Source organism: Frondihabitans cladoniiphilus (assembly GCF_039544345.1).
In the GTDB taxonomy this organism is placed as follows: Bacteria; Actinomycetota; Actinomycetes; order Actinomycetales; family Microbacteriaceae; genus Frondihabitans; species Frondihabitans cladoniiphilus.
In genome coordinates this window covers 12,261-31,717 of record NZ_BAABLM010000001.1, presented here as the reverse complement: position 1 = coordinate 31,717, position 19,457 = coordinate 12,261, and the positions used below count along the sequence as shown (strand labels likewise).

The following is a 19,457-nucleotide window of genomic DNA, read 5'->3' as shown; positions in this document are numbered from 1 at the left end:
AGGGTTGCTCCCATGAACCCGGTCACTCCCCCACCCGTCGGCGGCCCCGCCGACGGTCTCGCCGCGGTCGTGGCCCTCCGCGAGCTCGCCGACCAGATGGAAGACGCCGAGGTCGAGCGCGCCATGCGCGAAGGCTGGTCGTGGTCGCAGGTCGCGCAAGCGCTCGGCGTCACCCGCCAGGCCGTCCACAAGAAGCACCTGCGCCGCATCGCCGACGCCGGCATCGAACTCAGGAGACGAAATGGCTGACGCAGCCGACACGAACGACGCCGCGAACCTCGTCGGCGAACCCGCGGGGCCCCGCGCCGCCTGGTGGAAGGCCGCCCTGAAAGAGGCCGGCGAGCGTGGCTCGGCCACCGTCGAGAGCGAACACCTGCTCCTCGGCATCGCCTCGCACTCGAAGGGCAAAGCCGCTTCGGCCCTCGAGCGCCACGGCCTCGACTACGCAAGCATCGACGCCGCCCTCGCGGCCGAGCGGCAGCAGAGCCTCGCCGCCGCGGGGCTTCCGGCGATCACGTTCCCCGGCGCCTCCCCCAAGGTGCACCGCGGCCGCCCGAACGCGGGCGCCTCGCTGAAGGACGCCATGGCCCGACTGCGCCGCGCCCACCGGGACCGCCGGGGTCGGGTCACCGAGGTCGAGGTCGTGCAGAGCATCCTCGGTGCCGAACTCGGCCGGGTGCCTCGGCTCCTCACCCTCGCCCACGTCGATCGCGAGGCTCTGCTCGCCGAACTCGCGACGCTCTGACCGCGCGCCCGCGCATCCCCCGTTTCTCACCCGACCTGCAGAAAGCAGAACCCATGACCCCCACCACCCCGCCCGAATGGGCGATCGAGGCCGACGGTCTCGTCAAGACCTACGGCGCGATGCGGGCCGTCGACGGCGTCGACCTGCGCGTGCGCACCGGCTCCGTCTACGGCGTGCTCGGCCCGAACGGCGCCGGCAAGACGACCACGGTCAGCATGCTCGCGACGCTGCTGCGCCCCGACGGCGGAACGGCCCGCGTGTTCGGCCACGACGTCGTCCACGAGGCCCAGATCGTCCGGCAGCTGATCGGCGTCACGGCCCAGTTCGCCTCCGTCGACGAGAAGCTCAGCGCCACCGAGAACCTCGTCATCTTCGGTCGCCTGCTCGGTCTCGGCCGTGGCGAGGCCCGCCGCAAGTCGACCGAGCTGCTCGAGGAGTTCGACCTGACCGAGGCCGCCAAGCGCCCCCTGTCGAAGTTCTCGGGCGGGATGCGGCGCCGCCTCGACCTCGCTGCCAGCCTCATCGCCCAGCCGCCGCTCATCTTCCTCGACGAGCCGACCACGGGCCTCGACCCCCGCACCCGCGCCCAGATGTGGGAGACCATCCGCCGTCTCGTCGACAGCGGCTCCACGATCCTGCTCACCACGCAGATGCTCGACGAGGCCGACCAGTTGGCCGAGCGCATCGCCGTCATCGACCGCGGTCGCGTCGTGGCCGAGGGCACCCCCGACGAGCTCAAGGCCTCGGTGGGCAACTCGTCGCTCACCCTCCGTTTCGAAGGGCGGACCGAGACGCAGGATGCACGGCGCATCATCACCGAGAACCTCCACCTCTCTGCGACCGTCTCGCCCGAGGCCTCGCGCCTCACGGTCCCGATGGAAGACGTCGATCGCGTCGCCGACCTGCTGCTCGCCCTGCGCGAAGGCGGGGTCCGCGTCACCGAGATGAGCGTGCAGAAGCCGACGCTCGACGAGGTCTTCCTCACCATCACCGGCCACTCGGCCGAGGACTCGTCCTCGTCCGAGCCGTCGTCCGATTCCGACTCCCCCGCCTCGAAGGGCAAGGTCCGCGCATGACCACCACGATCGTCCCCGGCATCGACCGGCACCTGAAGAACCACACCAGCCTCGGCCAGACGATCCGCAACTCGCTGACCATGGCGTACCGCGGTCTGCTCAAGGTGCGCCGCACCCCCGAGCAGCTGATCGACGTCACGCTGCAGCCGATCATCTTCACGGTCATGTTCACCTACCTCTTCGGCGGGGCCATCTCGGGGAACGTCGCGAGCTACCTGCCGGTGATCATCCCGGGCATCCTCGTGCAGACGGTCATCACGGGCTCCGTCACGACCGGGGTGCAGTTGCGAGAAGACATGGACAAGGGCGTGTTCGACCGGTTCAAGTCGCTGCCCATCGCCCGCATCGCGCCGCTGGCCGGAGCGCTTCTCGCCGACACGGTCCGCTACGCGATCGCCACGACGATCACCTTCGTGGTCGGCTTCATCATCGGCTGGCGCCCCGACGGCGGCTTCGGCCTCGTCGTCGTCGCCGGGCTCCTGGTGATCGTCTGCGCCTGGGCGCTCAGCTGGATCTTCGCGTTCTTCGGGGTCATCGCCCGCAGCGCATCGAGCGTGCAGGGCATCTCGTTCCTGGTGCTCTTCCCGCTGACGTTCCTCTCCAACGCCTTCGTGCCGACCAAGACGCTGCCTTCGTGGCTCCGCGACTTCGCGCAGGCGAACCCGGTCTCGCATTTGATCACCGCCGTGCGCGACCTCACGAACAGCGGCCAGTGGACCAGCGACATCCTCTTCGCCCTGATCGGAGCCGCCGTGATCGTCGCGGTCTTCGCTCCGCTCACGGTGCGGGCCTACATGCGCCGCGCCTGAGGCGCCGGCCCGGAGAGCGCGCGATTTCACGGAAAGCGCGCCCTTTAACGGGCGCGTTCTCCGTGAAATCGCGCGTTCTTCGCGCTCTCGGGCGTGTACGCTCACGCGGCATGAACGGATGCGCCCGATGACCGACCTGCCGCCGCCGGCGACGCCGCCCGGCTGGTACCCCGACGGGGTCGCCGGGCAGGTGCGCTGGTGGAACGGCGAGCAGTGGACCGAGCGCGTCGCCCCCGCCGCCGCGGCCCCGCCGACCGCGGACGACGGGCCGCTCCTCGTCCGCGGCACGACCGGCTACGCCGAGCTGGCCGGCGGCCACCTGCTCTACCGGCCGAAGCCCGATCGGCCGCCGCTCCAACGGATCGACCTGCACACGGTCCAGGCCCTCCTCGTGTCGAAGAACGGCCAGACCTTCGACGTCGCGCTGGTCGGGAGTCGGGCCGCGAACCGCACCGGGTCGCGGCCCGGCCTGCTCTCCGAAACGTCGTTGCGCCGCGACCCGCGCACGCCCGCCGCCGACTGGCAGGCCTTCGTGACGCGACTGGAGGCGGCCGTCGTCGCCGCGGTCCCGAAGTTCGCAGGCGGACCGGGGCCGGTCTGAGCATCCCCCGTTCTCGGTCTGAAACCGACCGGGAGTAGGTCGCGACAGTTACCGAAAAGTGATCCGAGGGGTTTCTTTTCGGTCGATCGGTGCTCTACTGTTGCCCAAGTTGTTAGCGCTCACATAACCACCGCGGGCGCCGACGGAAGTACCACGAGACACCCAGCACGATCACATCCAACGAAGGATTCCCATGAAGACGAAGAAGTACTTCACCGGCGTCGCCGTCCTCGGCCTCGCACTGACCCTCTCGCTCAGCGCCTGCTCCGGCGGCCGCGCGGGCACCTCTGCCGGGGGCACCGCTGCCGCCGGCTCGAACAAGGGCGCTCTCATCGGCGTCGCCATGCCGACCAAGGTCTCCGAGCGCTGGATCAAGGACGGCAACGCCGTCAAGAGCGACCTCGTGAAAAAGGGCTACAAGGTCGACCTCGAGTACGCCGACAACAAGATCCCCACCCAGGCGCAGCAGGTCAGCAACATGATCACCAAGGGCGCCAAGGTGCTCATCATCGCCTCGATCGACGGCGGCTCGCTGAGCGACCAGCTCGACGCCGCCGCCAAGGCCGGCATCAAGGTCATCTCCTACGACCGCCTCCTCACCGGCGACAAGAACGTCGACTACTACGTGTCGTTCGACAACTACAAGGTCGGCGTCGACCAGGCCAACAGCCTCCTCACCGGCATGGGCGTCATCGACTCCTCCGGTAAGGCGACCGGTGCCAAGAAGGGCCTGAACATCGAGCTCTTCGCCGGCAGCCCCGACGACAACAACGCCACGTTCTTCTTCAACGGCGCGATGGCGACGCTCAAGCCCTACATCGACGACGGCACGCTCATCGTCGCCTCCGGTCAGACCGGCTTCACCCAGGCCGCCACCCTGCAGTGGGACCCGGCGACCGCCAAGGCCCGCATGCAGAACCTGATCGCCAAGTCGTACTCCGGCGGCGCCGAGCTCAGCGGCGTGCTCTCGCCCTACGACGGCATGTCGATCGGCATCATCTCGGCTCTCCAGGGCGCCGGCTACGGCACGGCCTCCAAGCCGCTGCCGACCATCACCGGCCAGGACGCCGAGGCCGCCTCGGTCAAGTCGATCATCGCCGGCCAGCAGTACTCGACCATCTACAAGGACACCCGCAAGCTCGCGACCGAGTCCGTCACGATGGCCGACGACCTGCTGAACGGCAAGACGCCGACCGTCAACGACACCAAGAGCTACAACAACAAGGTCAAGGTCGTCCCGACCTTCCTGTTCCAGCCGACCGTCGTCACGAAGGACAACTACAAGAGCGTCCTGATCGACAGCGGCTACTACACCGAGGCCGACCTCAAGTAGCTCAGCGTCACCGGGAGCGGGCGGCCGAGCGCCGCCCGCCTCCCCCTCCCCTGTCATGACCAACGAAGGTAAGGACACTTCCGTGGCGAACACCATCCTCGAGATGCGTGACATCACCAAGACCTTCCCGGGCGTCAAGGCTCTCCAGAACGTGTCCCTCGAGGTCGAACGCGGCCAGGTACACGCCATCTGCGGAGAGAACGGCGCCGGGAAGTCGACCCTCATGAAGGTGCTGTCGGGCGTCTACCCCGCCGGCAGCTTCGACGGCCAGATCCTGCTCGACGGGCAGCCCGTCGATTTCAAGAACATCAACGACTCCGAGGATGCGGGGGTCGTCATCATCCACCAGGAGCTGGCCCTCAGCCCGTTCCTCTCGATCGCCGAGAACATCTTCCTGGGCAACGAGCGCTCCAAGCGCGGCTTCATCGACTGGAACGCCACCAACCTCGAGGCCGCGAAGCTGCTGGCCCGGGTGGGCCTGCGCGACAACCCGGTCACGAAGATCACCGACATCGGCGTCGGCAAGCAGCAGCTCGTCGAGATCGCCAAGGCGCTCTCGAAGCGAGTGAAGCTGCTGATCCTCGACGAGCCGACGGCGGCCCTCAACGACGACGACTCCGCCCACCTGCTCGACCTGATCAAGAGCCTCCAGGGGCAGGGCATCACGTCGATCATCATCAGCCACAAGCTGAACGAGATCAAGGCGATCGCCGACAAGGTCACCATCATCCGCGACGGCAAGACCATCGAGACCCTCGACATGCACGCCGACGAGGTGTCGGAAGATCGGATCATCAAGGCGATGGTCGGACGCGACCTCGAGAGCCGCTACCCGGAGCACATGCCGTCGATCGGCGAGGAACTCCTGCGCATCGAGGACTGGACCGTCCACCACCCCCTCGACGCGACGCGCGAGATCGTCCACCAGGCGAACCTCAACGTCCGCGCCGGCGAGATCGTCGGGATCGCGGGCCTCATGGGTGCCGGGCGGACCGAACTCGCGATGAGCGTCTTCGGGCACAGCTACGGCACGAACATCTCGGGCACCGTCTACAAGCGGGGCGTGCCGATCAAGACGAACACCGTCTCGCGCGCGATCGAGAACGGTCTCGCGTACGCCACCGAAGACCGCAAGCGCTACGGCCTGAACCTCATCGACGACATCAAGCGGAACATCTCGGGCGCCGCCCTCGGCAAGCTCGAGCACCTCGGCTTCGTCGACGGCTCGAAGGAGACCACCGTCGCCGACGGCTACCGCAAGAGCATGAACATCAAGGCGCCGAACGTGTCGGTGCTGACGGGCAAGCTCTCCGGCGGCAACCAGCAGAAGGTCGTGCTGTCGAAGTGGATGTACTCGGATCCCGACGTCCTGATCCTCGACGAACCGACCCGCGGCATCGACGTCGGCGCAAAGTACGAGATCTACACGATCATCAACGCGCTCGCCGACCAGGGGAAGGGCGTCATCGTCATCTCCTCCGAACTTCCGGAGCTCCTCGGCATCTGCGACCGCATCTACACCCTCTCGGAGGGACGCATCACGGCCGACGTGCCTCGTGACCAAGCGACCCCCGAGTCCCTGCTCAAATTCATGACCCTAGAACGAGAGGCTCCCGTCAATGAGCGCTCCGAGTGACCTCAAGCCCACCCAGTCCCTCCCCGACCCGACGAACCCGGGTGCCGGCGGGCCCATCGGCACAGCCCTCAACTACCTGACCGGGCAGCTGCGGCAGATCGGGCTCTTCATCGCCCTGATCGTCATCGTGCTGTTCTTCCAGATCACGACGCACGGCATCACGCTGGCACCGATCAACGTGTCGAACCTGGTGATCCAGAACAGCTACATCCTGATCCTCGCCATCGGCATGGTGATGATCATCATCGCCGGCCACATCGACCTGTCGGTCGGCTCGGTCGTGGCCTTCATCGGCGCGATGAGCGGCGTGATGATCACGCAGTGGGGCCTGCCCTGGTGGCTGGCGATCATCCTCTGCCTGATCCTCGGCGGTCTCGTCGGCGCCTGGCAGGGTTTCTGGGTCGCGTACTTCGGCATCCCCGCATTCATCGTCACGCTGGCCGGCATGCTCGCGTTCCGCGGTGCGGCCCAGATCGCCCTCCAGAACCAGCAGATCTCGCCGTTCCCCGACGCGTTCCGCGCACTGGGCTCGGGGTTCCTGCCGTCGTTCGGCACCTCCGGCTACGAGCCGCTGACGCTCGTGATCGGTGCCGTCGCCGCCGTCGCCATCGTCCTCTCCGGGTTCCGGGGCCGTGCGGTTCGCCGCAAGTACGAGCTGGAGGACGAGCCGTTCGCCTGGTTCATCGTCAAGATGGCCTTCACCGTGGCCCTCGTGGTCTACGTGGCCTTCCTGCTCGCCAGCTACAGCGGCACGCCGATCGTCCTGGTCGTGCTCGGCGCCCTCGTCGTCATCTACGCCTCGGTGATGCGCAACTCGGTGTTCGGACGCCACGTCTACGCCATCGGCGGCAACCTGCAGGCGGCCTCGCTCTCCGGCGTCAAGACCAAGCGCGTGACCTTCCTCCTGTTCGTGAACATGGGCGTGATCTCTGCCCTCGCCGGCCTGGTGTTCACCGGCCAGCTCAACCTCGCCAGCCCGAGCGCCGGCTCCGGCTTCGAGCTGGACGCCATCGCCGCAGTCTTCATCGGCGGCGCGGCCGTCACCGGCGGCATCGGCACGGTGCCGGGCGCCATCATCGGTGGTCTGATCATCGGCATCCTCAACAACGGCATGTCGATCCTCGGCGTGGGCACGGAGTACCAGTCGCTGATCAAGGGCCTCGTGCTGCTGGCAGCGGTGGCGTTCGACGTGTTCAACAAGCGTCGCGCCGCATCCTCGCTCAAATAGCCCGCTTCACACCGTGACTGCGGTGGAGGGAGGCGGACGTCATGTCCGCCTCCCTTCCTCGTTCCGAGACCTAGGATCAGGCTGTGACGAACATCTTCGACGTGGCCGCCGAGGCCGGCGTCTCGCACCAGACGGTCTCGCGGGTGCTGAACGGCGACAAGAACGTCCGCCCGACGACCAAGGCCCGTGTCGAAGACGCGATCGCCAAGCTCAACTACCGGCCGAGCGCCGCCGCCCGAGCCCTCGCCGGCCGTCGGGCTCGGTCGCTGGGCCTCATCTCGACGGGGGGCCCGCTGTTCGGCCCGTCGAGCATCATGCAGGGCTTCGACGTGGCGGCGCGACTCGCCGGCTACCAGGTGTCGACGGCGACCCTCGGCCAGTCCGAGCCCGGGGCGATGCGAATCGCGGTGGATGCCCTGCTCGGCCAGAACGTCGAGGCCATCGTCTTGATCGCCCCCGATGCGGCGGCGATCGAGGCGATCCAGGCGGTCGACGTCCAGGTGCCCCTGGTGGTCGCGGACAGCGGCGACTACGAGGGCTTCCTCGGCGTCTCGCTGGACCAGTTCGGCGGCGCGGTCGCCGCCACCGAGCACCTCGTCTCCCTCGGCCACCGGTCGATCGTCCATCTGGCCGGCCCGGCGTCGTGGACGGATGCACGCGCCCGCGAGGAGGGCTGGCGATCGGTCGTCTCGCGCCTCGGATCCCCCGTTCCCCACGTCCTCCGAGGCGATTGGACGCCCGACAGCGGCTACCGGGTCGGGCTCGAGCTCGCCGACCGCGACGACTTCACCGCGGTCTTCTGCGGCAATGACCAGATGGCGCTCGGAGTGCTGCACGCCTTCGTCGAGAAGGGGGTCGACGTGCCCGGGCGGATCAGCGTCATCGGGTTCGACGACATCCCCGAGGCGGCGCACTTCCACCCGCCGCTGACCACCATGCGGCAGGACTTCGAAGGCCTCGGCCGCGACCTGATGCGCGCGGTCGAGGCCGTGATCCGGGGGGACGACCCGACGGTCGGCGACCCGGGGCAGCGGGTGCCCGACCTGATCGTGCGGTCGTCCACGCGGTCGCTGGCCGACTGAGCGGCCCGGGCATCCCCCGCTATCGCTACCGCACCAGCGGCGGATCGAAGGCGTGGAGATACGACCGGAAGGCCTCGACGGGATCGCGACCCTCCTGAGTCGCTGCAAGGAGGGCGAGCCGCGACGACGCCACGAGGGCGACTGCGGTGACGTCGGCGGCCAGGGAGAGGTCTGCCGCCGCCTGAGCATCCGCCGCAGCGGGGTCGCTCGGTGTCCGGTGTCGAAGCGACTCGGCGAACTCCCGCTCGCCGTCTTCGACCACCTCGAGGAACACCGACCAGAATTCGGCGTCGGCGCGGACGAGTTCGAACAGGCGCAGGCTCCGCGAGGGGTCGGGGCCCAGGACCACCGCCGCCCAGGCATGAGTCCAGGACTCGACCGAGTCGAGCCGCTCGGCCGCCAGGCTCTCGGCGAAGTTCGCCGTCATGGCCGCGTAGTGCGGACGGATCGCCTGCGCCTTGTAGGGGAAGTACCGGTGGAAGGTTCGCTTCGAGATTCCGGCCGCCGCCCGCAGATCGTCGACCGAGAGCCGCGTCGATCCCGCGGCGAGGATCGCTGCGACACAGGCCTCACCGGCGGCCTGCTGTCGCGCGTCGAGAATCTGCCCCATTCCTGAACGGTATCCGATTCATCGGCCGACAAGTGGCACTTTGTGCCAGAAAGCGTAAGGTGAGACCCGGCCGATGCAGAAGCCCGGCCGTGGACTCGAAGAAGAGGAGCCGTCATGGCCGCCCCCGTTGGATACGAAAAAGTCGACCTCACCGGCAAGAGCCTGATCGTGACGGGAGGCGGAAGCGGCATGGGCCTCGAGGCCTCGCTGCTGCTCGCCTCTCGCGGCGCCAAGGTGACGGTCGTCGATCTCGCCGAGGAGAACGGCCGGAAGACGGTCGCCCGGATCACCGAGGCCGGGGGCACAGCCCAGTTCGTCAAGGCCGACATCACGAACGAAGACGACGCGGCCGCGATGGTCGAGGCGGCCGTCACGGCCTACGGCGGACTCGACGGAGCCTTCAACAACGCCGGCATCATCGGAGCAGGCGGCAAGATCAGCGACTACTCGCTCGCCGACTGGAACAAGACCCTCACCATCAACCTCACCGGAGCGTTCGTCAGCCTGCGGGCCGAGCTCCGCTACATGGAGAAGCAGGGGTACGGCTCGATCGTCAACACGGCCTCCACCGCCGGCCTCATCGCCTACCCCAACCTCCCCGCCTACGTGGCGAGCAAGCACGGAGTCGTCGGCCTCACCAAGCAGGTGGCCGTGGACTACGCGCCGCTGGGTATCCGCGTGAACGCGATCCTGCCCGGGTCGACCATGACGCCGCTCGCCGAGGAGTCGTTCGCCGACCCCGAGTTGAAGGCCAAGGCGGAGTCGGCCCAGCCCATCGGTCGCCTGGGGCAGCCCGAGGAAATCGCCGAGATGGCCGCCTGGCTGCTCTCCGATGCCTCGTCGTTCGTCGTCGGCGGCATCTTCACGGTCGACGGCGGCGTGACGGCCGCCTGATCGAACCCCGGTGATCCGGACCCCGCTCGAGAGACTGCCGTCGTCCTGATCACCGAGGGCGGCGCGCAGTCCGCCCAGAGGGTGACGTTTCGCCACCGCCCGTTTTTGTGCCCTCGCGTCAGCGACTCCTGACGGGCCGGCTGCGCTCGATCTCGCCCGTGCGCTCCTCACGGAGTGCGCGGAGGTGGACGGCGGCCCAGCTGCGATAGGGCCGCCACTGATCGGTGATCTCGGCGACGGAACGCGCGACCCCGTACTGCTCCTCGATCTCGGCCGTGAGCCTCTTCTCGTTGCGGGGCAGTACGTCGGGAGAGTTCGCGCCGCGGATCACCACGAGCTCGGCGGCGAACGGGCCGAGGCCCAGGACGCCCTGCACCTCGTCGAGAGCCGTCTCGGGCGCGAGGCCGCGGAGCCGCTCACCCGACAGGACCCCGTCGAGGGCTGCTTCGGCGACGGCGTGCAGGTACTCGTTCTTGCGTCCGGGCAGGTCGAGCTCGAGGCCGCGGATCACGGCGGGGGCCGGGAAGGCGCCGCCTTCGCCGTGCTCGTCGGTGAGCCGCTGCTTGATCGCGGCGGCCTGCCTCATCTGGATGCGCTGCGACAGCACCGACCAGGCTGCGGCCTCGTAGGGCGAGTAGAAGCCGCAGGGTCGGAAGCCGGGGAGCCGCCGTTGCGCATCGGCGATGACGGGATCGCGGTCGGCGACGTCGCGCCACCCGCGCCCGTCGATGTCGATCGACAGGAAGCGGCGCACCTGCGACGTCGCGGCCGTCAGATCACCCGCTCCGGTCACGCGGATGCGCGCCGAGTCGCCCTCCTGGACGATCGTCGCCTCGACTCGATGCCAGTCGGTGTCGGACAGGAACACGGCCCTGATCTCGTCGGAGACCTCGCTCACCGCGAGGGCGGACGGGGAGAACCCCTCCCAGAAGCGGCGGCTCGTCGCGAGTGACCACGGCCCCTCGACCCAGTGCACGGACTCGAGAGTCGGCGGGGTGGTTTCGGTCGTCATGAGAGGCTCAGGCGCGGCTGTGCAGGGTGATGAGGTAGCCGTCGGGATCGGCGAAGGTGAAGGTGCGACCGAACGGCCCGTCGATCGGCGACTGGGTGATGGTCACGCCGTCGGCGAGGAGGGTGTCGTGGATGCCCTGGGCGTCGGGTGCATGCAGCCAGATGCCCACGCCGAATCCGAGCTGGTCGACGGAATCGAGGTCGACGCCGGGCAGCGGAGAGCGGACGGCGAACGACGCCGGCGTGGTGTCGAACACGATCGCGTGCGGCGGTCCGTCCTGACGATCGAACCCGAGGTACTTCTCATAGAAGGCCGCAGAGGCCTTCTCGTCGCGGACCTGAAGTGAGATGAATCCGGGGCCGGATGCGTGTGCCATGGTGTGTCTCCTCGTCGTGACGCGATGCGTCGGTGTCAGTTAGTTGACATGCAGAAGCGTATGTCAGACTATTGACATGAGTCAAGTGGAGTCGCAGATCGATTTGAGCACGTCGCTGGGGTACCTGCTGAAGGAGGCGTCCAGCACGCTCCATGCGTCGATGGACTCGGTGCTGCGACCCCTCGGGATGACCATCACGCACTACTCCTGCCTCGAGCTGCTGTCTCAGCGCCCGGGCCTGTCCAATTCCGAGCTCGCTCGCGGGGCCTTCGTCTCGCGGCAATCGATGAACGTGCTCCTCCAGTCGCTCGTCAAGGACGGCATCGTGACACGAGCCGAACGGCCCGAGTCGGGACGCGTGCTCCCCACCGCCCTGACGCCGAAGGGCCGGCGTCAACTCGCCGAGGCGAGCGCTGCGGTGAAGGCCGTCGAGGACCGCATGAAGTCGAACCTGAGCGACTCCAGCCGGTCGAGCCTCGCGGCCATGCTCCGCGCGTGCGTCGACTCCCTCGCCGACACCGACCCGAGCACGCCTCCCGCTCACCTCCGGTAGGCGCTGAGATCGGCCGTGTGAATCGCGGTGGGATCCGAAAGGAGCCGGTACCCGTAGGCGGCACAGTCACCGAAGGTGGCGATGCTGACTCGGCGCTTCGACCGCTCGAGCACTCCCTTCGACGGTCCGTCCGAGCCGATCCCCGCGCGGTGCACCATCCACTCGATGTCGCCGGCGTCGTCGGCCAGGTACCGCATCACGGCCTCGTTGTCCTCGTGCTGGCCGATGTAGCCACGCGCCAGCGTGTTGCGGATCGCCCAGAGCGCCGGCGAGAGTCGACGGTCGGGCGGAGCACTGAGGCCGCCCGCCTGGTACAGGAAGCGCGTCACGCCGTGCCGGCGCATCGCGGGGACGAGGTCGCGGACGAATGCGGTGTTGATCTTCCGATCGCGCTGCAGCCGGGCATCCCCCAGAAGCGACACGACGAAGTCGACGCCGTCGACGAGACCGTCGAGATCCGGGGAGTCGGTGATGGAGCCCCGATGGATCTCGAGGTCCGGGCTCGTGACGTCGAGCTTGGCAGGGTTCCGGGCCAGGACCCGGACACGGTGGCCGTCCGCGAGGGCCAGCCTGGTGAAGTGCTTGCCGGTCTGGCCCGTCGCGCCGAAGACGAGATAGGTGCTCACTGGTCGCGCTCCTGCTCCGCGGCATCGGCGGAGACGGCGTCGGCAGGGACGGCGTAGGGAGCGGGGGCGGGGTCGATCGCGACCACGATCTTGGTGGCCGAGACCCCCTCGCGGAGGGTCGCCAGAGCCCCGGGGATCGCCGCGAGCCCCGTTCCGACCACCCGCGGCTCGGGAGCGGGTCGGAACCGCCCATCGGCCAACGCCTGGGGCAGGAAATCGCGGTAGACCGCAGGCCCGACCGGCGACACCACCGGTGTGCCGCCCCAGATGCTCGAGATGCGGATTCCGCGAGGCCTCTCGACGAGCGACCGCAGGCGGGTGATCGGATCGGGGTAGGCGGAGGCGATCCCCTTCGTGCCTGCCGAGCGACGCACGATGCGAACGGCGTGAGCGAGGGATCCACGACCGATCGCGAGAGTGCCGACCAGCTGTCGGCTTCCCACCGCCCGGACGATCTGCTCGTCGACGTCGGCGTCGCGATAGTCGACCACCGTCTCGGCTCCGAGCGAGCGGGCGAAGTCGTGGTTCTTCCGGCCCGCGGTCGCGATCACCGTGTATCCGCTGGCTCGGGCGAGCTGCACGGCGTTGCTGCCGACGCTCGTCGAGGCGCCCCAGACGAGGACGACGCCGTCGCGCGATCCCCCGTCGCGAGGTTCACCGTCGCGCGACGTCCCCGGGGCGGTCGGGAACGGCAGGGCGAGCTGATCCGCCTCGTACAGCCCGGCCGCGGCGGTCGAGAGGCCGAGCGGCAGAACCGCGGCGCGCTCGAACGTCAGGTCGCCGGGCAGCTCGGAACAGACGCGCTCGAGGAGGGTGACGTGGTTCCGGAACGCCCCCTCCGCCGGAGTGTTGCGCACCCTCTCCTGCCCGGCCGCGTGGCCGACGACCCGGTCGCCCGGGCTGAAGCGGGTGACGCCGGCGCCCGTGGCCACGATCTCTCCGGCGACGTCGCTGCCGAGGACGGTCGGGTACCGCACCCAGGGCGTGACGAACCGCCGGACCGGGCCGGTCAGGGCATCCACCGGATTCACGGCCACCGCGCGGACGCGGACGACGACCTCACCCTCCCGGGGCGTCGGGCGCGAGGTCGATCGGACCTCGAACCGCCCGCGGGAGTCCAGGAGCCAGAGAGCTTCGTTCATTCGGGAGTCCTTCTCGTCGATGACATGTCGTGTCATCGTACAGCCGCATGTCATCTCGTGTCATCACCTACACTGAGACGATGCGATGGGCTCCGGATGCACGTGGTCGGCTCGTGGGCGCGGCGTTGGAGCTGTTCTCGGAACAGGGCTTCGGCGCGACCACCGTGCCGCAGATCGCAGCGCGCGCGGGGCTGACCACGCGCACGTTCTTCCGGTACTTCGTCGACAAGCGCGAAGTCGTGTTCGGCGGCGACGAGATCCCGGAGCGGGCCACCCGACTCATCGCCGACGCCCCGGCCGAGCTCGCGCCGATGGAGGTCGTGCGGCTCGTCCTGCACCGCGTCGCCACCGACCAGTTCGAAGGGCACCGCGAGCAGACCTCGGCCGTGCGCCGCCTCATCCACGCCAACGACCCCCTCCGCGACCGCGACGCTCGCAAGCGCGACGACCTGGTCCGGGCCGCGCGGGCCGCCTTCCTCGAGCGCGGCGAATCGCCCCTCCAGGCCACCGTCGTCGCCGAGCTCGGCATCCTCGTCTTCCAGGTCGCCCTCGACGAGTGGGCATTGGGCGACGGGGCGGGGCCGATGGTCTCCGTCATCGACGACGTGATGGCCCTGCTCGCCGCGGAGTCGCCGGTCCGGCGCACCCGCAGCTAGTCGACCCGGCCCCGACCGCCGACGCCGCAGCATGCTTGAACGACGCGGAGTAGCGAATGTGAGCGCTCACATGCCATGATGTGAGCGCTCACCTGATCTAGACGAGGACGTCCGATGACAGAGAATCCCGACCCGCCCCGCCCGGCCGACCCCGCCGCAGCCACCGCCGCGATCGCCGAAGGCCGCACCACGCTCGGCATCGAGCTCGGCTCCACCCGCATCAAGCTCTGCCTGATCGACGACGACTTCACCACGCTCGCGTCCGGCTCGCACGAGTGGGAGAACGAGTTCGTCGACGGCCGCTGGACCTACTCGGTCGACGCGATCCGCACGGGGCTCCAGGCCGCCTATGCCGACCTCGTCACCGAGGTGAGCGCCGACTTCGAGCTCGTCCCGACGACCTTCCGCGCCATCGGCGTCTCGGCCATGATGCACGGCTACCTCGCCTGCGACGCGGCCGGCGAGCTCCTCGTGCCGTTCCGCACCTGGCGCAACACGTCCACGGGGCCGGCCGCGAGCATCCTCACCGACGCCCTCGGCTTCGCCATCCCGCTCCGCTGGTCGATCGCGCACCTCTACCAGGCCGTGCTCGACGACGAACCGCACGTCGCCCGGATCGCCTCGCTCACCACCCTGGCCGGCTACGTCCACCGGGCGCTCACGGGCGAGAACGTCCTCGGGGTCGGCGACGCCTCGGGCATGTTCCCCATAGGCACAGGCCCGATCGGCACGGGCCCGACCAGCGCAGGCCCGACCGGCACACAGGCGAAGACCTACGACGGCGGGATGCTCGCCCGCACCCAGTCCCTCCTCGACGAGCACTCCCCCGGCCTCGACCTCGGCGCACTCCTGCCGACCGTCCTCGTCGCCGGCGACGACGCCGGTGCCCTCACCCCGGCAGGCGCGGCACTTCTCGATCCGACGGGCCACCTCGCCCCGGGCATCCCCTTCTGCCCTCCCGAAGGAGACGCCGGCACGGGCATGGTGGCGACCGCCTCGGTCGCGCCCCGGACCGGCAATGTGAGCGTGGGCACCAGCGTGTTCGCCATGGTCGTGCTGGACGGCCCCCTCGGCCGCGTGCATCCCGAGCTCGACGTCGTCACGACCCCGGCCGGCGACGCCGTCGCCATGGTCCACTGCAACAACGGTGCGAGCGAACTCGCCGCCTGGGCCCGCGTGTTCGGCCGGTTCGCCGAGGCGACGGGCACCCCCCTCGCCGCGGACGACGTTTACGCCGCCCTGTTCGCCGAAGCCCTCGCGGGTGAGGCGGATGCAGGCGGTCTCCTCTCGTACAACTACCTCTCCGGCGAACCGGTGACGGGCGTCGAGGACGGCCGCCCCCTCCTGATCCGCTCGGCGGAGAGCCGCTTCACCCTCGGCAACCTGATCCGCTCGGAGGTGTACGCCGCCTTCGCCACCCTCAGCATCGGCATGGAGACGCTCGCGGCCGAGGACGTCCGCGTCGAACAGCTCCTCGCGCACGGCGGCCCCTTCCGCACGCCGGGGGCGGCCCAGCAGTTGCTGGCCGCGGCCCTCGACGTGCCGATCGCCGTCGAGCAGACCGCGAGCGAGGGCGGAGCGTGGGGCATCGCCGTCCTCGCGGCGTACCTGGGTCGGGCGTCGGCCGTCTCACTGACGGACTTCCTCCGCGACGAGGTCTTCACCGGCGGAGCCGCCGTCGTCGTCGAGCCTTCCGCGGCCGACGTCACCGGCTTCGCCGCGTACCTCGAGCGGTTCCGCGCGGGCCTCCCCCTTCAGCGGGCGGCGGCAGCGGCCACGCCGGCCACGTCTCTCCAGGAGGTCTCCGCATGACGTCACCCCGCGCATCCCTCTCGCCCGACATCGACTCGGCGATCGCCCGCACCCGGGCCGACGTCGCAGCGCTGCACGCCGAGCTCACGCGCTACGGCCTCGTGATCTGGACGGGCGGCAACGTCTCGGGCCGCGTCCCCGGGGCCGACCTGTTCGTGATCAAGCCGAGCGGCGTGGGCTATGACGACCTCACGCCCGAGAACCAGATCCTCTGCGACCTCGACGGCAACGTCGTCGCCGGCAGCCCGGGCAGCGACAAGTCGCCCTCGTCCGACACGGCCGCGCACGCCTACGTGTACCGGCACATGCCCGAGGTCGGCGGCGTCGTCCACACGCACTCGACCTACGCCACCGCCTGGGCGGCCCGGGGCGAGAGCATCCCCTGCGTCATCACGGCGATGGCCGACGAGTTCGGCGGGCCGATCCCCGTCGGCCCCTTCGCCATCATCGGCGACGAGTCGATCGGCGAGGGGATCGTCGCCACGCTCACCGGCCATCGCTCGCGCGCGGTGCTGATGCAGAACCACGGCGTCTTCACGATCGGCCGCGACGCCCGCGACGCCGTGAAGGCCGCGGTCATGGCCGAAGACGTCGCCCGCACCGTCCACATCGCCCGCCAGCTCGGCGACCCCCTCCCCATCCCGGAAGAGAGCATCGACGCCCTCTTCGATCGCTATCAAAACGTCTACGGTCAAGCACCAGAACAGGAAATCCCCCGATGAGCACCCTCGACACCACCTTCGACTCCTACGAGGTCTGGTTCCTCACCGGCAGCCAGGGCCTCTACGGCGAAGACACGCTCCGGCAGGTGGCGGAGCAGTCGACGGAGATCGCGAGGCAGCTCGACGTCGCCCCGGGCATCCCCGTCCGCGTCGTCTGGAAGCCGGTGCTGACCGACTCCGACGCCATCCGCCGTCTGATCCTCGAGGCCAACGCCGACGACCGGGTCATCGGCGTAACGGCCTGGATGCACACGTTCAGCCCCGCCAAGATGTGGATCGCCGGCCTCGACGCGCTGCAGAAGCCGCTGCTGCACCTGCACACGCAGGCCAACGTTCGCCTGCCCTGGAGCGAGATCGACTTCGACTTCATGAACCTCAACCAGGCCGCCCACGGCGACCGCGAGTTCGGCTACATCCAGTCGCGCCTCGGCGTCGCGCGCAAGACGGTCGTCGGGCACGTGTCCGACCCCCGCGTCGTCGGCCAGGTGGGCACGTGGATGCGCGCCGCCGCCGGGTTCGCCGCGGTGCGCTCGCTCAAGTTGGCCCGCTTCGGCGACAACATGCGCAACGTCGCCGTCACCGAGGGCGACAAGACCGAGGCCGAGCTCGTCTTCGGCGTGAGCGTCAACACCTGGGGCGTGAACGATCTGACGGCCGCGGTCGACGCGGTCGACGAGAGCGCGGTGGATGCCCTGGTCGCCGTCTACGAAGAGCAGTACGACGTCGTCCCGGCCCTTCGGAAGGGCGGCGAGCGCCACCAGTCCCTCCGCGACGGCGCGGCGATCGAGCTGGGCCTCCGATCCTTCCTCGAGGAGGGCGGATTCGGTGCGTTCACCACGAACTTCGAGGACCTCGGCTCGTTGAAGCAGCTGCCCGGCCTCGCCGTCCAGCGCCTGATGGCCGAGGGCTACGGCTTCGGCGCCGAGGGCGACTGGAAGACGGCCGTGCTGGTGCGGGCGGCGAACGTGATGGGGTCCGGCCTGCCCGGCGGTGCATCCCTCATGGAGGACTACACCTACAACCTCGTGCCCGGGGCCGAGAAGATCCTCGGCGCGCACATGCTGGAGGTCTCGCCGACGCTCACCTCCGCCAAGCCCTCGCTCGAGATCCACGCCCTCGGCATCGGCGGCAAGGACGACCCGGTGCGCCTGGTCTTCACGGCCGACCCCGGGCCCGCGATCGTCGTCGCCCTGAGCGACCAGCGCGACCGGTTCCGGCTCACGGCCAACGTGGTCGACGTGGTCGTCCCGGACGCCGACCTGCCGAACCTTCCCGTCGGCCGCGCCGTCTGGGAGCCGCGGCCGTCGTTCGCCGTCTCCGCCGAGGCCTGGCTCACGGCGGGCGCCGCGCACCACACGGTGATGTCGACCGCCGTCGGCCTGGAGGCGTTCGAGGACTTCGCGCTCATGGCCGGCACCGAGCTGCTCGTCATCGACGAAAACACGCGTCTTCGCGACTTCCGGCGCGAGGTGCAGTGGAACGCGGCGTACCACCGTCTGGCCCGAGGGCTCTGACCGGTCGGGGGCGGCGCGACTCGATGCTCCGCCCCCACGCCGTCGCAACGAGGATCAGCGCGACGCCCGCCCAGCCGCCCGGGTCGAGGACGTCGTGAGCGAGGGATGCACCGACCACCGCCGCCCAGACCGGCTCGGTGCCCAGCAGCAGACTCACTCGCGTGGGCGAGGTCCGGCGGACGGCCCACATCTGCACGAAGAACGCGAAGACCGTGCAGACGACCGCGAGATAGAGGAGGAGCGCGACGTCTCTCGGAGTCAGCTGCCGCAGGTAGTCGGGGATCGACTCCCCCACGAAGGCCGACCCGACGGTGAAGACGACGGCGCAGGTCGCGAGCTGCACGGCGGTGAGGGTCGACGTGTCGAGGGGTCGGGCGGGGGCATCCCCCTCTCCTCGACTCCTTTTCGACGTCAGCCGGTGCATCACCGTGACGTGCACCGCCCGGACCACGGCCGCGCCGAGCACGAGCCCGTCGCCGAGGCTGGGCGTCGAGACGGCGCCGCCGCTGGTCAGCAGCACCGCCCCGAGCAGCGCGCCCGCCGCGGCCGCATAGAAGCGGACCGGCAGCGCCCTCCTCGTCACCGCGGCTTCGAGCAGCGGTGTGAAGACGATGGTGAGGCTGATGATCACGCCCGCGTTGGTCGCCGAGGTGTGGGCGATGCCGAAGGTCTCGAGCAGGAACACGGCCGACAGCAGTCCGCCGAGCAGGAGCCCGACGGCCCACTCGGGTCGCGTCGGCCCGCGGCGGCCTGCTCGCCTGGCGTCGGCGCGAGCGCCCCCGCCACCGTGGGCTCGACGGCCACGGCGCGACAGCGCCACGACCCCGACCATCAGCGGCGCCGCGACGAGCATCCGCACGGCCAGCAGCGCGAGCACCGAGCCGGGCCCGACGAGGTCCTTCGCGACGAGGTATGTCGTCCCCCACGAGATTGCCACGAGCAGGAGGAGACCGTCGACACGGAAGGCGAGCAGGCGAACGAGCATGCTCCGATGGTGGATGCTCGGCACACGATGGACAAGACCCGGGTT

Annotated in this window: 21 protein-coding genes; 15 read left to right on the top strand and 6 right to left on the bottom strand. The window is 69.6% G+C overall.

What is annotated here, in order from left to right; all coding sequences use genetic code 11:
• The first annotated feature begins 12 nt into the window (after window positions 1–12).
• The 9 genes from ABEA39_RS00180 to ABEA39_RS00140 all read left to right on the top strand — a co-directional run bounded on the left by ABEA39_RS00180 (window position 13) and on the right by ABEA39_RS00140 (window position 8,510).
• Window positions 13–249: a helix-turn-helix domain-containing protein gene (locus tag ABEA39_RS00180; RefSeq protein WP_345371847.1), complete on the top strand. Its 237-nt coding sequence runs from the start codon at window positions 13–15 to the stop codon at window positions 247–249.
• Window positions 242–745: a Clp protease N-terminal domain-containing protein gene (locus tag ABEA39_RS00175; RefSeq protein WP_345371845.1), complete on the top strand. Its 504-nt coding sequence runs from the start codon at window positions 242–244 to the stop codon at window positions 743–745. The genes ABEA39_RS00180 and ABEA39_RS00175 overlap by 8 nt, the downstream gene beginning before the upstream one ends.
• Before the next feature lie 53 nt (window positions 746–798).
• Entirely contained in the window at window positions 799–1,821 is a 1,023-nt protein-coding gene (locus ABEA39_RS00170) for an ATP-binding cassette domain-containing protein (RefSeq protein ID WP_345371843.1), read from the top strand.
• On the top strand, window positions 1,818–2,630 hold the full coding sequence (locus ABEA39_RS00165) for an ABC transporter permease (RefSeq protein WP_345371840.1): 813 nt from the start codon (window positions 1,818–1,820) through the stop codon (window positions 2,628–2,630). Before ABEA39_RS00170 ends, ABEA39_RS00165 begins: the two co-directional genes overlap by 4 nt.
• Before the next feature lie 127 nt (window positions 2,631–2,757).
• On the top strand, window positions 2,758–3,231 hold the full coding sequence (locus ABEA39_RS00160) for a DUF2510 domain-containing protein (protein WP_345371838.1): 474 nt from the start codon (window positions 2,758–2,760) through the stop codon (window positions 3,229–3,231).
• Window positions 3,232–3,424: 193 nt separating this feature from the next.
• Window positions 3,425–4,564 carry a multiple monosaccharide ABC transporter substrate-binding protein gene (chvE, locus tag ABEA39_RS00155; protein WP_345371836.1) on the top strand — a complete coding sequence of 380 codons (1,140 nt, stop codon included), beginning with the start codon at window positions 3,425–3,427 and terminating at the stop codon, window positions 4,562–4,564.
• Between the two features lie 82 nt (window positions 4,565–4,646).
• On the top strand, window positions 4,647–6,200 hold the full coding sequence (gene mmsA / locus ABEA39_RS00150) for a multiple monosaccharide ABC transporter ATP-binding protein (RefSeq protein WP_345371834.1): 1,554 nt from the start codon (window positions 4,647–4,649) through the stop codon (window positions 6,198–6,200).
• A complete protein-coding gene (gene mmsB, locus ABEA39_RS00145; protein WP_345371832.1) occupies window positions 6,184–7,428 on the top strand; it encodes a multiple monosaccharide ABC transporter permease in 1,245 nt (414 codons plus the stop codon). The genes mmsA and mmsB overlap by 17 nt, the downstream gene beginning before the upstream one ends.
• An 83-nt stretch (window positions 7,429–7,511) precedes the next feature.
• The gene (locus tag ABEA39_RS00140) at window positions 7,512–8,510 is read left to right on the top strand and encodes a substrate-binding domain-containing protein (protein WP_345371830.1); all 999 of its coding nucleotides are present in this window, start codon (window positions 7,512–7,514) and stop codon (window positions 8,508–8,510) included.
• Between the two features lie 25 nt (window positions 8,511–8,535).
• Here the strand turns inward: ABEA39_RS00140 and ABEA39_RS00135 are convergent, their stop codons facing one another.
• Complete coding sequence (locus ABEA39_RS00135) at window positions 8,536–9,120, bottom strand: hypothetical protein (RefSeq protein WP_345371828.1); 585 nt, start codon at window positions 9,118–9,120, stop codon at window positions 8,536–8,538.
• A gap of 114 nt (window positions 9,121–9,234) precedes the next feature.
• On the opposite strand from ABEA39_RS00135, the gene ABEA39_RS00130 reads away from it, so the two are divergent.
• A complete protein-coding gene (locus ABEA39_RS00130) occupies window positions 9,235–10,014 on the top strand; it encodes an SDR family NAD(P)-dependent oxidoreductase (RefSeq protein WP_345371826.1) in 780 nt (259 codons plus the stop codon).
• Window positions 10,015–10,132: 118 nt separating this feature from the next.
• Here the strand turns inward: ABEA39_RS00130 and ABEA39_RS00125 are convergent, their stop codons facing one another.
• Both ABEA39_RS00125 and ABEA39_RS00120 read right to left on the bottom strand, forming a co-directional pair.
• Window positions 10,133–11,026 (bottom strand): DNA-3-methyladenine glycosylase family protein, encoded by an 894-nt coding sequence (locus ABEA39_RS00125; protein ID WP_345371824.1) that lies wholly within the window; start codon window positions 11,024–11,026, stop codon window positions 10,133–10,135.
• A 7-nt stretch (window positions 11,027–11,033) separates the two neighbouring features.
• A complete protein-coding gene (locus ABEA39_RS00120; RefSeq protein WP_345371822.1) occupies window positions 11,034–11,402 on the bottom strand; it encodes a VOC family protein in 369 nt (122 codons plus the stop codon).
• Window positions 11,403–11,478: 76 nt separating this feature from the next.
• On the opposite strand from ABEA39_RS00120, the gene ABEA39_RS00115 reads away from it, so the two are divergent.
• Window positions 11,479–11,955, top strand: a complete 477-nt coding sequence (locus ABEA39_RS00115) for a MarR family winged helix-turn-helix transcriptional regulator (RefSeq protein WP_345371820.1) — start codon at window positions 11,479–11,481, stop codon at window positions 11,953–11,955.
• Here the strand turns inward: ABEA39_RS00115 and ABEA39_RS00110 are convergent.
• Window positions 11,943–12,581, bottom strand: a complete 639-nt coding sequence (locus ABEA39_RS00110) for an NAD(P)-dependent oxidoreductase (RefSeq protein ID WP_345371818.1) — start codon at window positions 12,579–12,581, stop codon at window positions 11,943–11,945. The two genes, ABEA39_RS00115 and ABEA39_RS00110, sit on opposite strands and share 13 nt — an antisense overlap.
• Window positions 12,578–13,723, bottom strand: a complete 1,146-nt coding sequence (locus ABEA39_RS00105) for a zinc-binding alcohol dehydrogenase family protein (protein WP_345371816.1) — start codon at window positions 13,721–13,723, stop codon at window positions 12,578–12,580. Before ABEA39_RS00105 ends, ABEA39_RS00110 begins: the two co-directional genes overlap by 4 nt.
• 80 nt (window positions 13,724–13,803) lie before the next feature.
• On the opposite strand from ABEA39_RS00105, the gene ABEA39_RS00100 reads away from it, so the two are divergent.
• From ABEA39_RS00100 to araA, 4 genes are all read left to right on the top strand, one after another.
• The gene (locus ABEA39_RS00100) at window positions 13,804–14,379 is read left to right on the top strand and encodes a TetR family transcriptional regulator (RefSeq protein WP_345371814.1); all 576 of its coding nucleotides are present in this window, start codon (window positions 13,804–13,806) and stop codon (window positions 14,377–14,379) included.
• A 114-nt stretch (window positions 14,380–14,493) separates the two neighbouring features.
• Window positions 14,494–16,191, top strand: a complete 1,698-nt coding sequence (locus ABEA39_RS00095) for an FGGY-family carbohydrate kinase (RefSeq protein ID WP_345371812.1) — start codon at window positions 14,494–14,496, stop codon at window positions 16,189–16,191.
• Window positions 16,188–16,913 (top strand): L-ribulose-5-phosphate 4-epimerase, encoded by a 726-nt coding sequence (locus ABEA39_RS00090; RefSeq protein WP_345371810.1) that lies wholly within the window; start codon window positions 16,188–16,190, stop codon window positions 16,911–16,913. The genes ABEA39_RS00095 and ABEA39_RS00090 overlap by 4 nt, the downstream gene beginning before the upstream one ends.
• Window positions 16,910–18,427, top strand: a complete 1,518-nt coding sequence (gene araA / locus ABEA39_RS00085; protein ID WP_345371808.1) for an L-arabinose isomerase — start codon at window positions 16,910–16,912, stop codon at window positions 18,425–18,427. Before ABEA39_RS00090 ends, araA begins: the two co-directional genes overlap by 4 nt.
• On the opposite strand, the gene ABEA39_RS00080 is transcribed toward araA, so the two are convergent.
• On the bottom strand, window positions 18,342–19,412 hold the full coding sequence (locus ABEA39_RS00080) for a DMT family transporter (protein WP_345371806.1): 1,071 nt from the start codon (window positions 19,410–19,412) through the stop codon (window positions 18,342–18,344). The two genes, araA and ABEA39_RS00080, sit on opposite strands and share 86 nt — an antisense overlap.
• Between the last annotated feature and the right edge of the window lie 45 nt (window positions 19,413–19,457).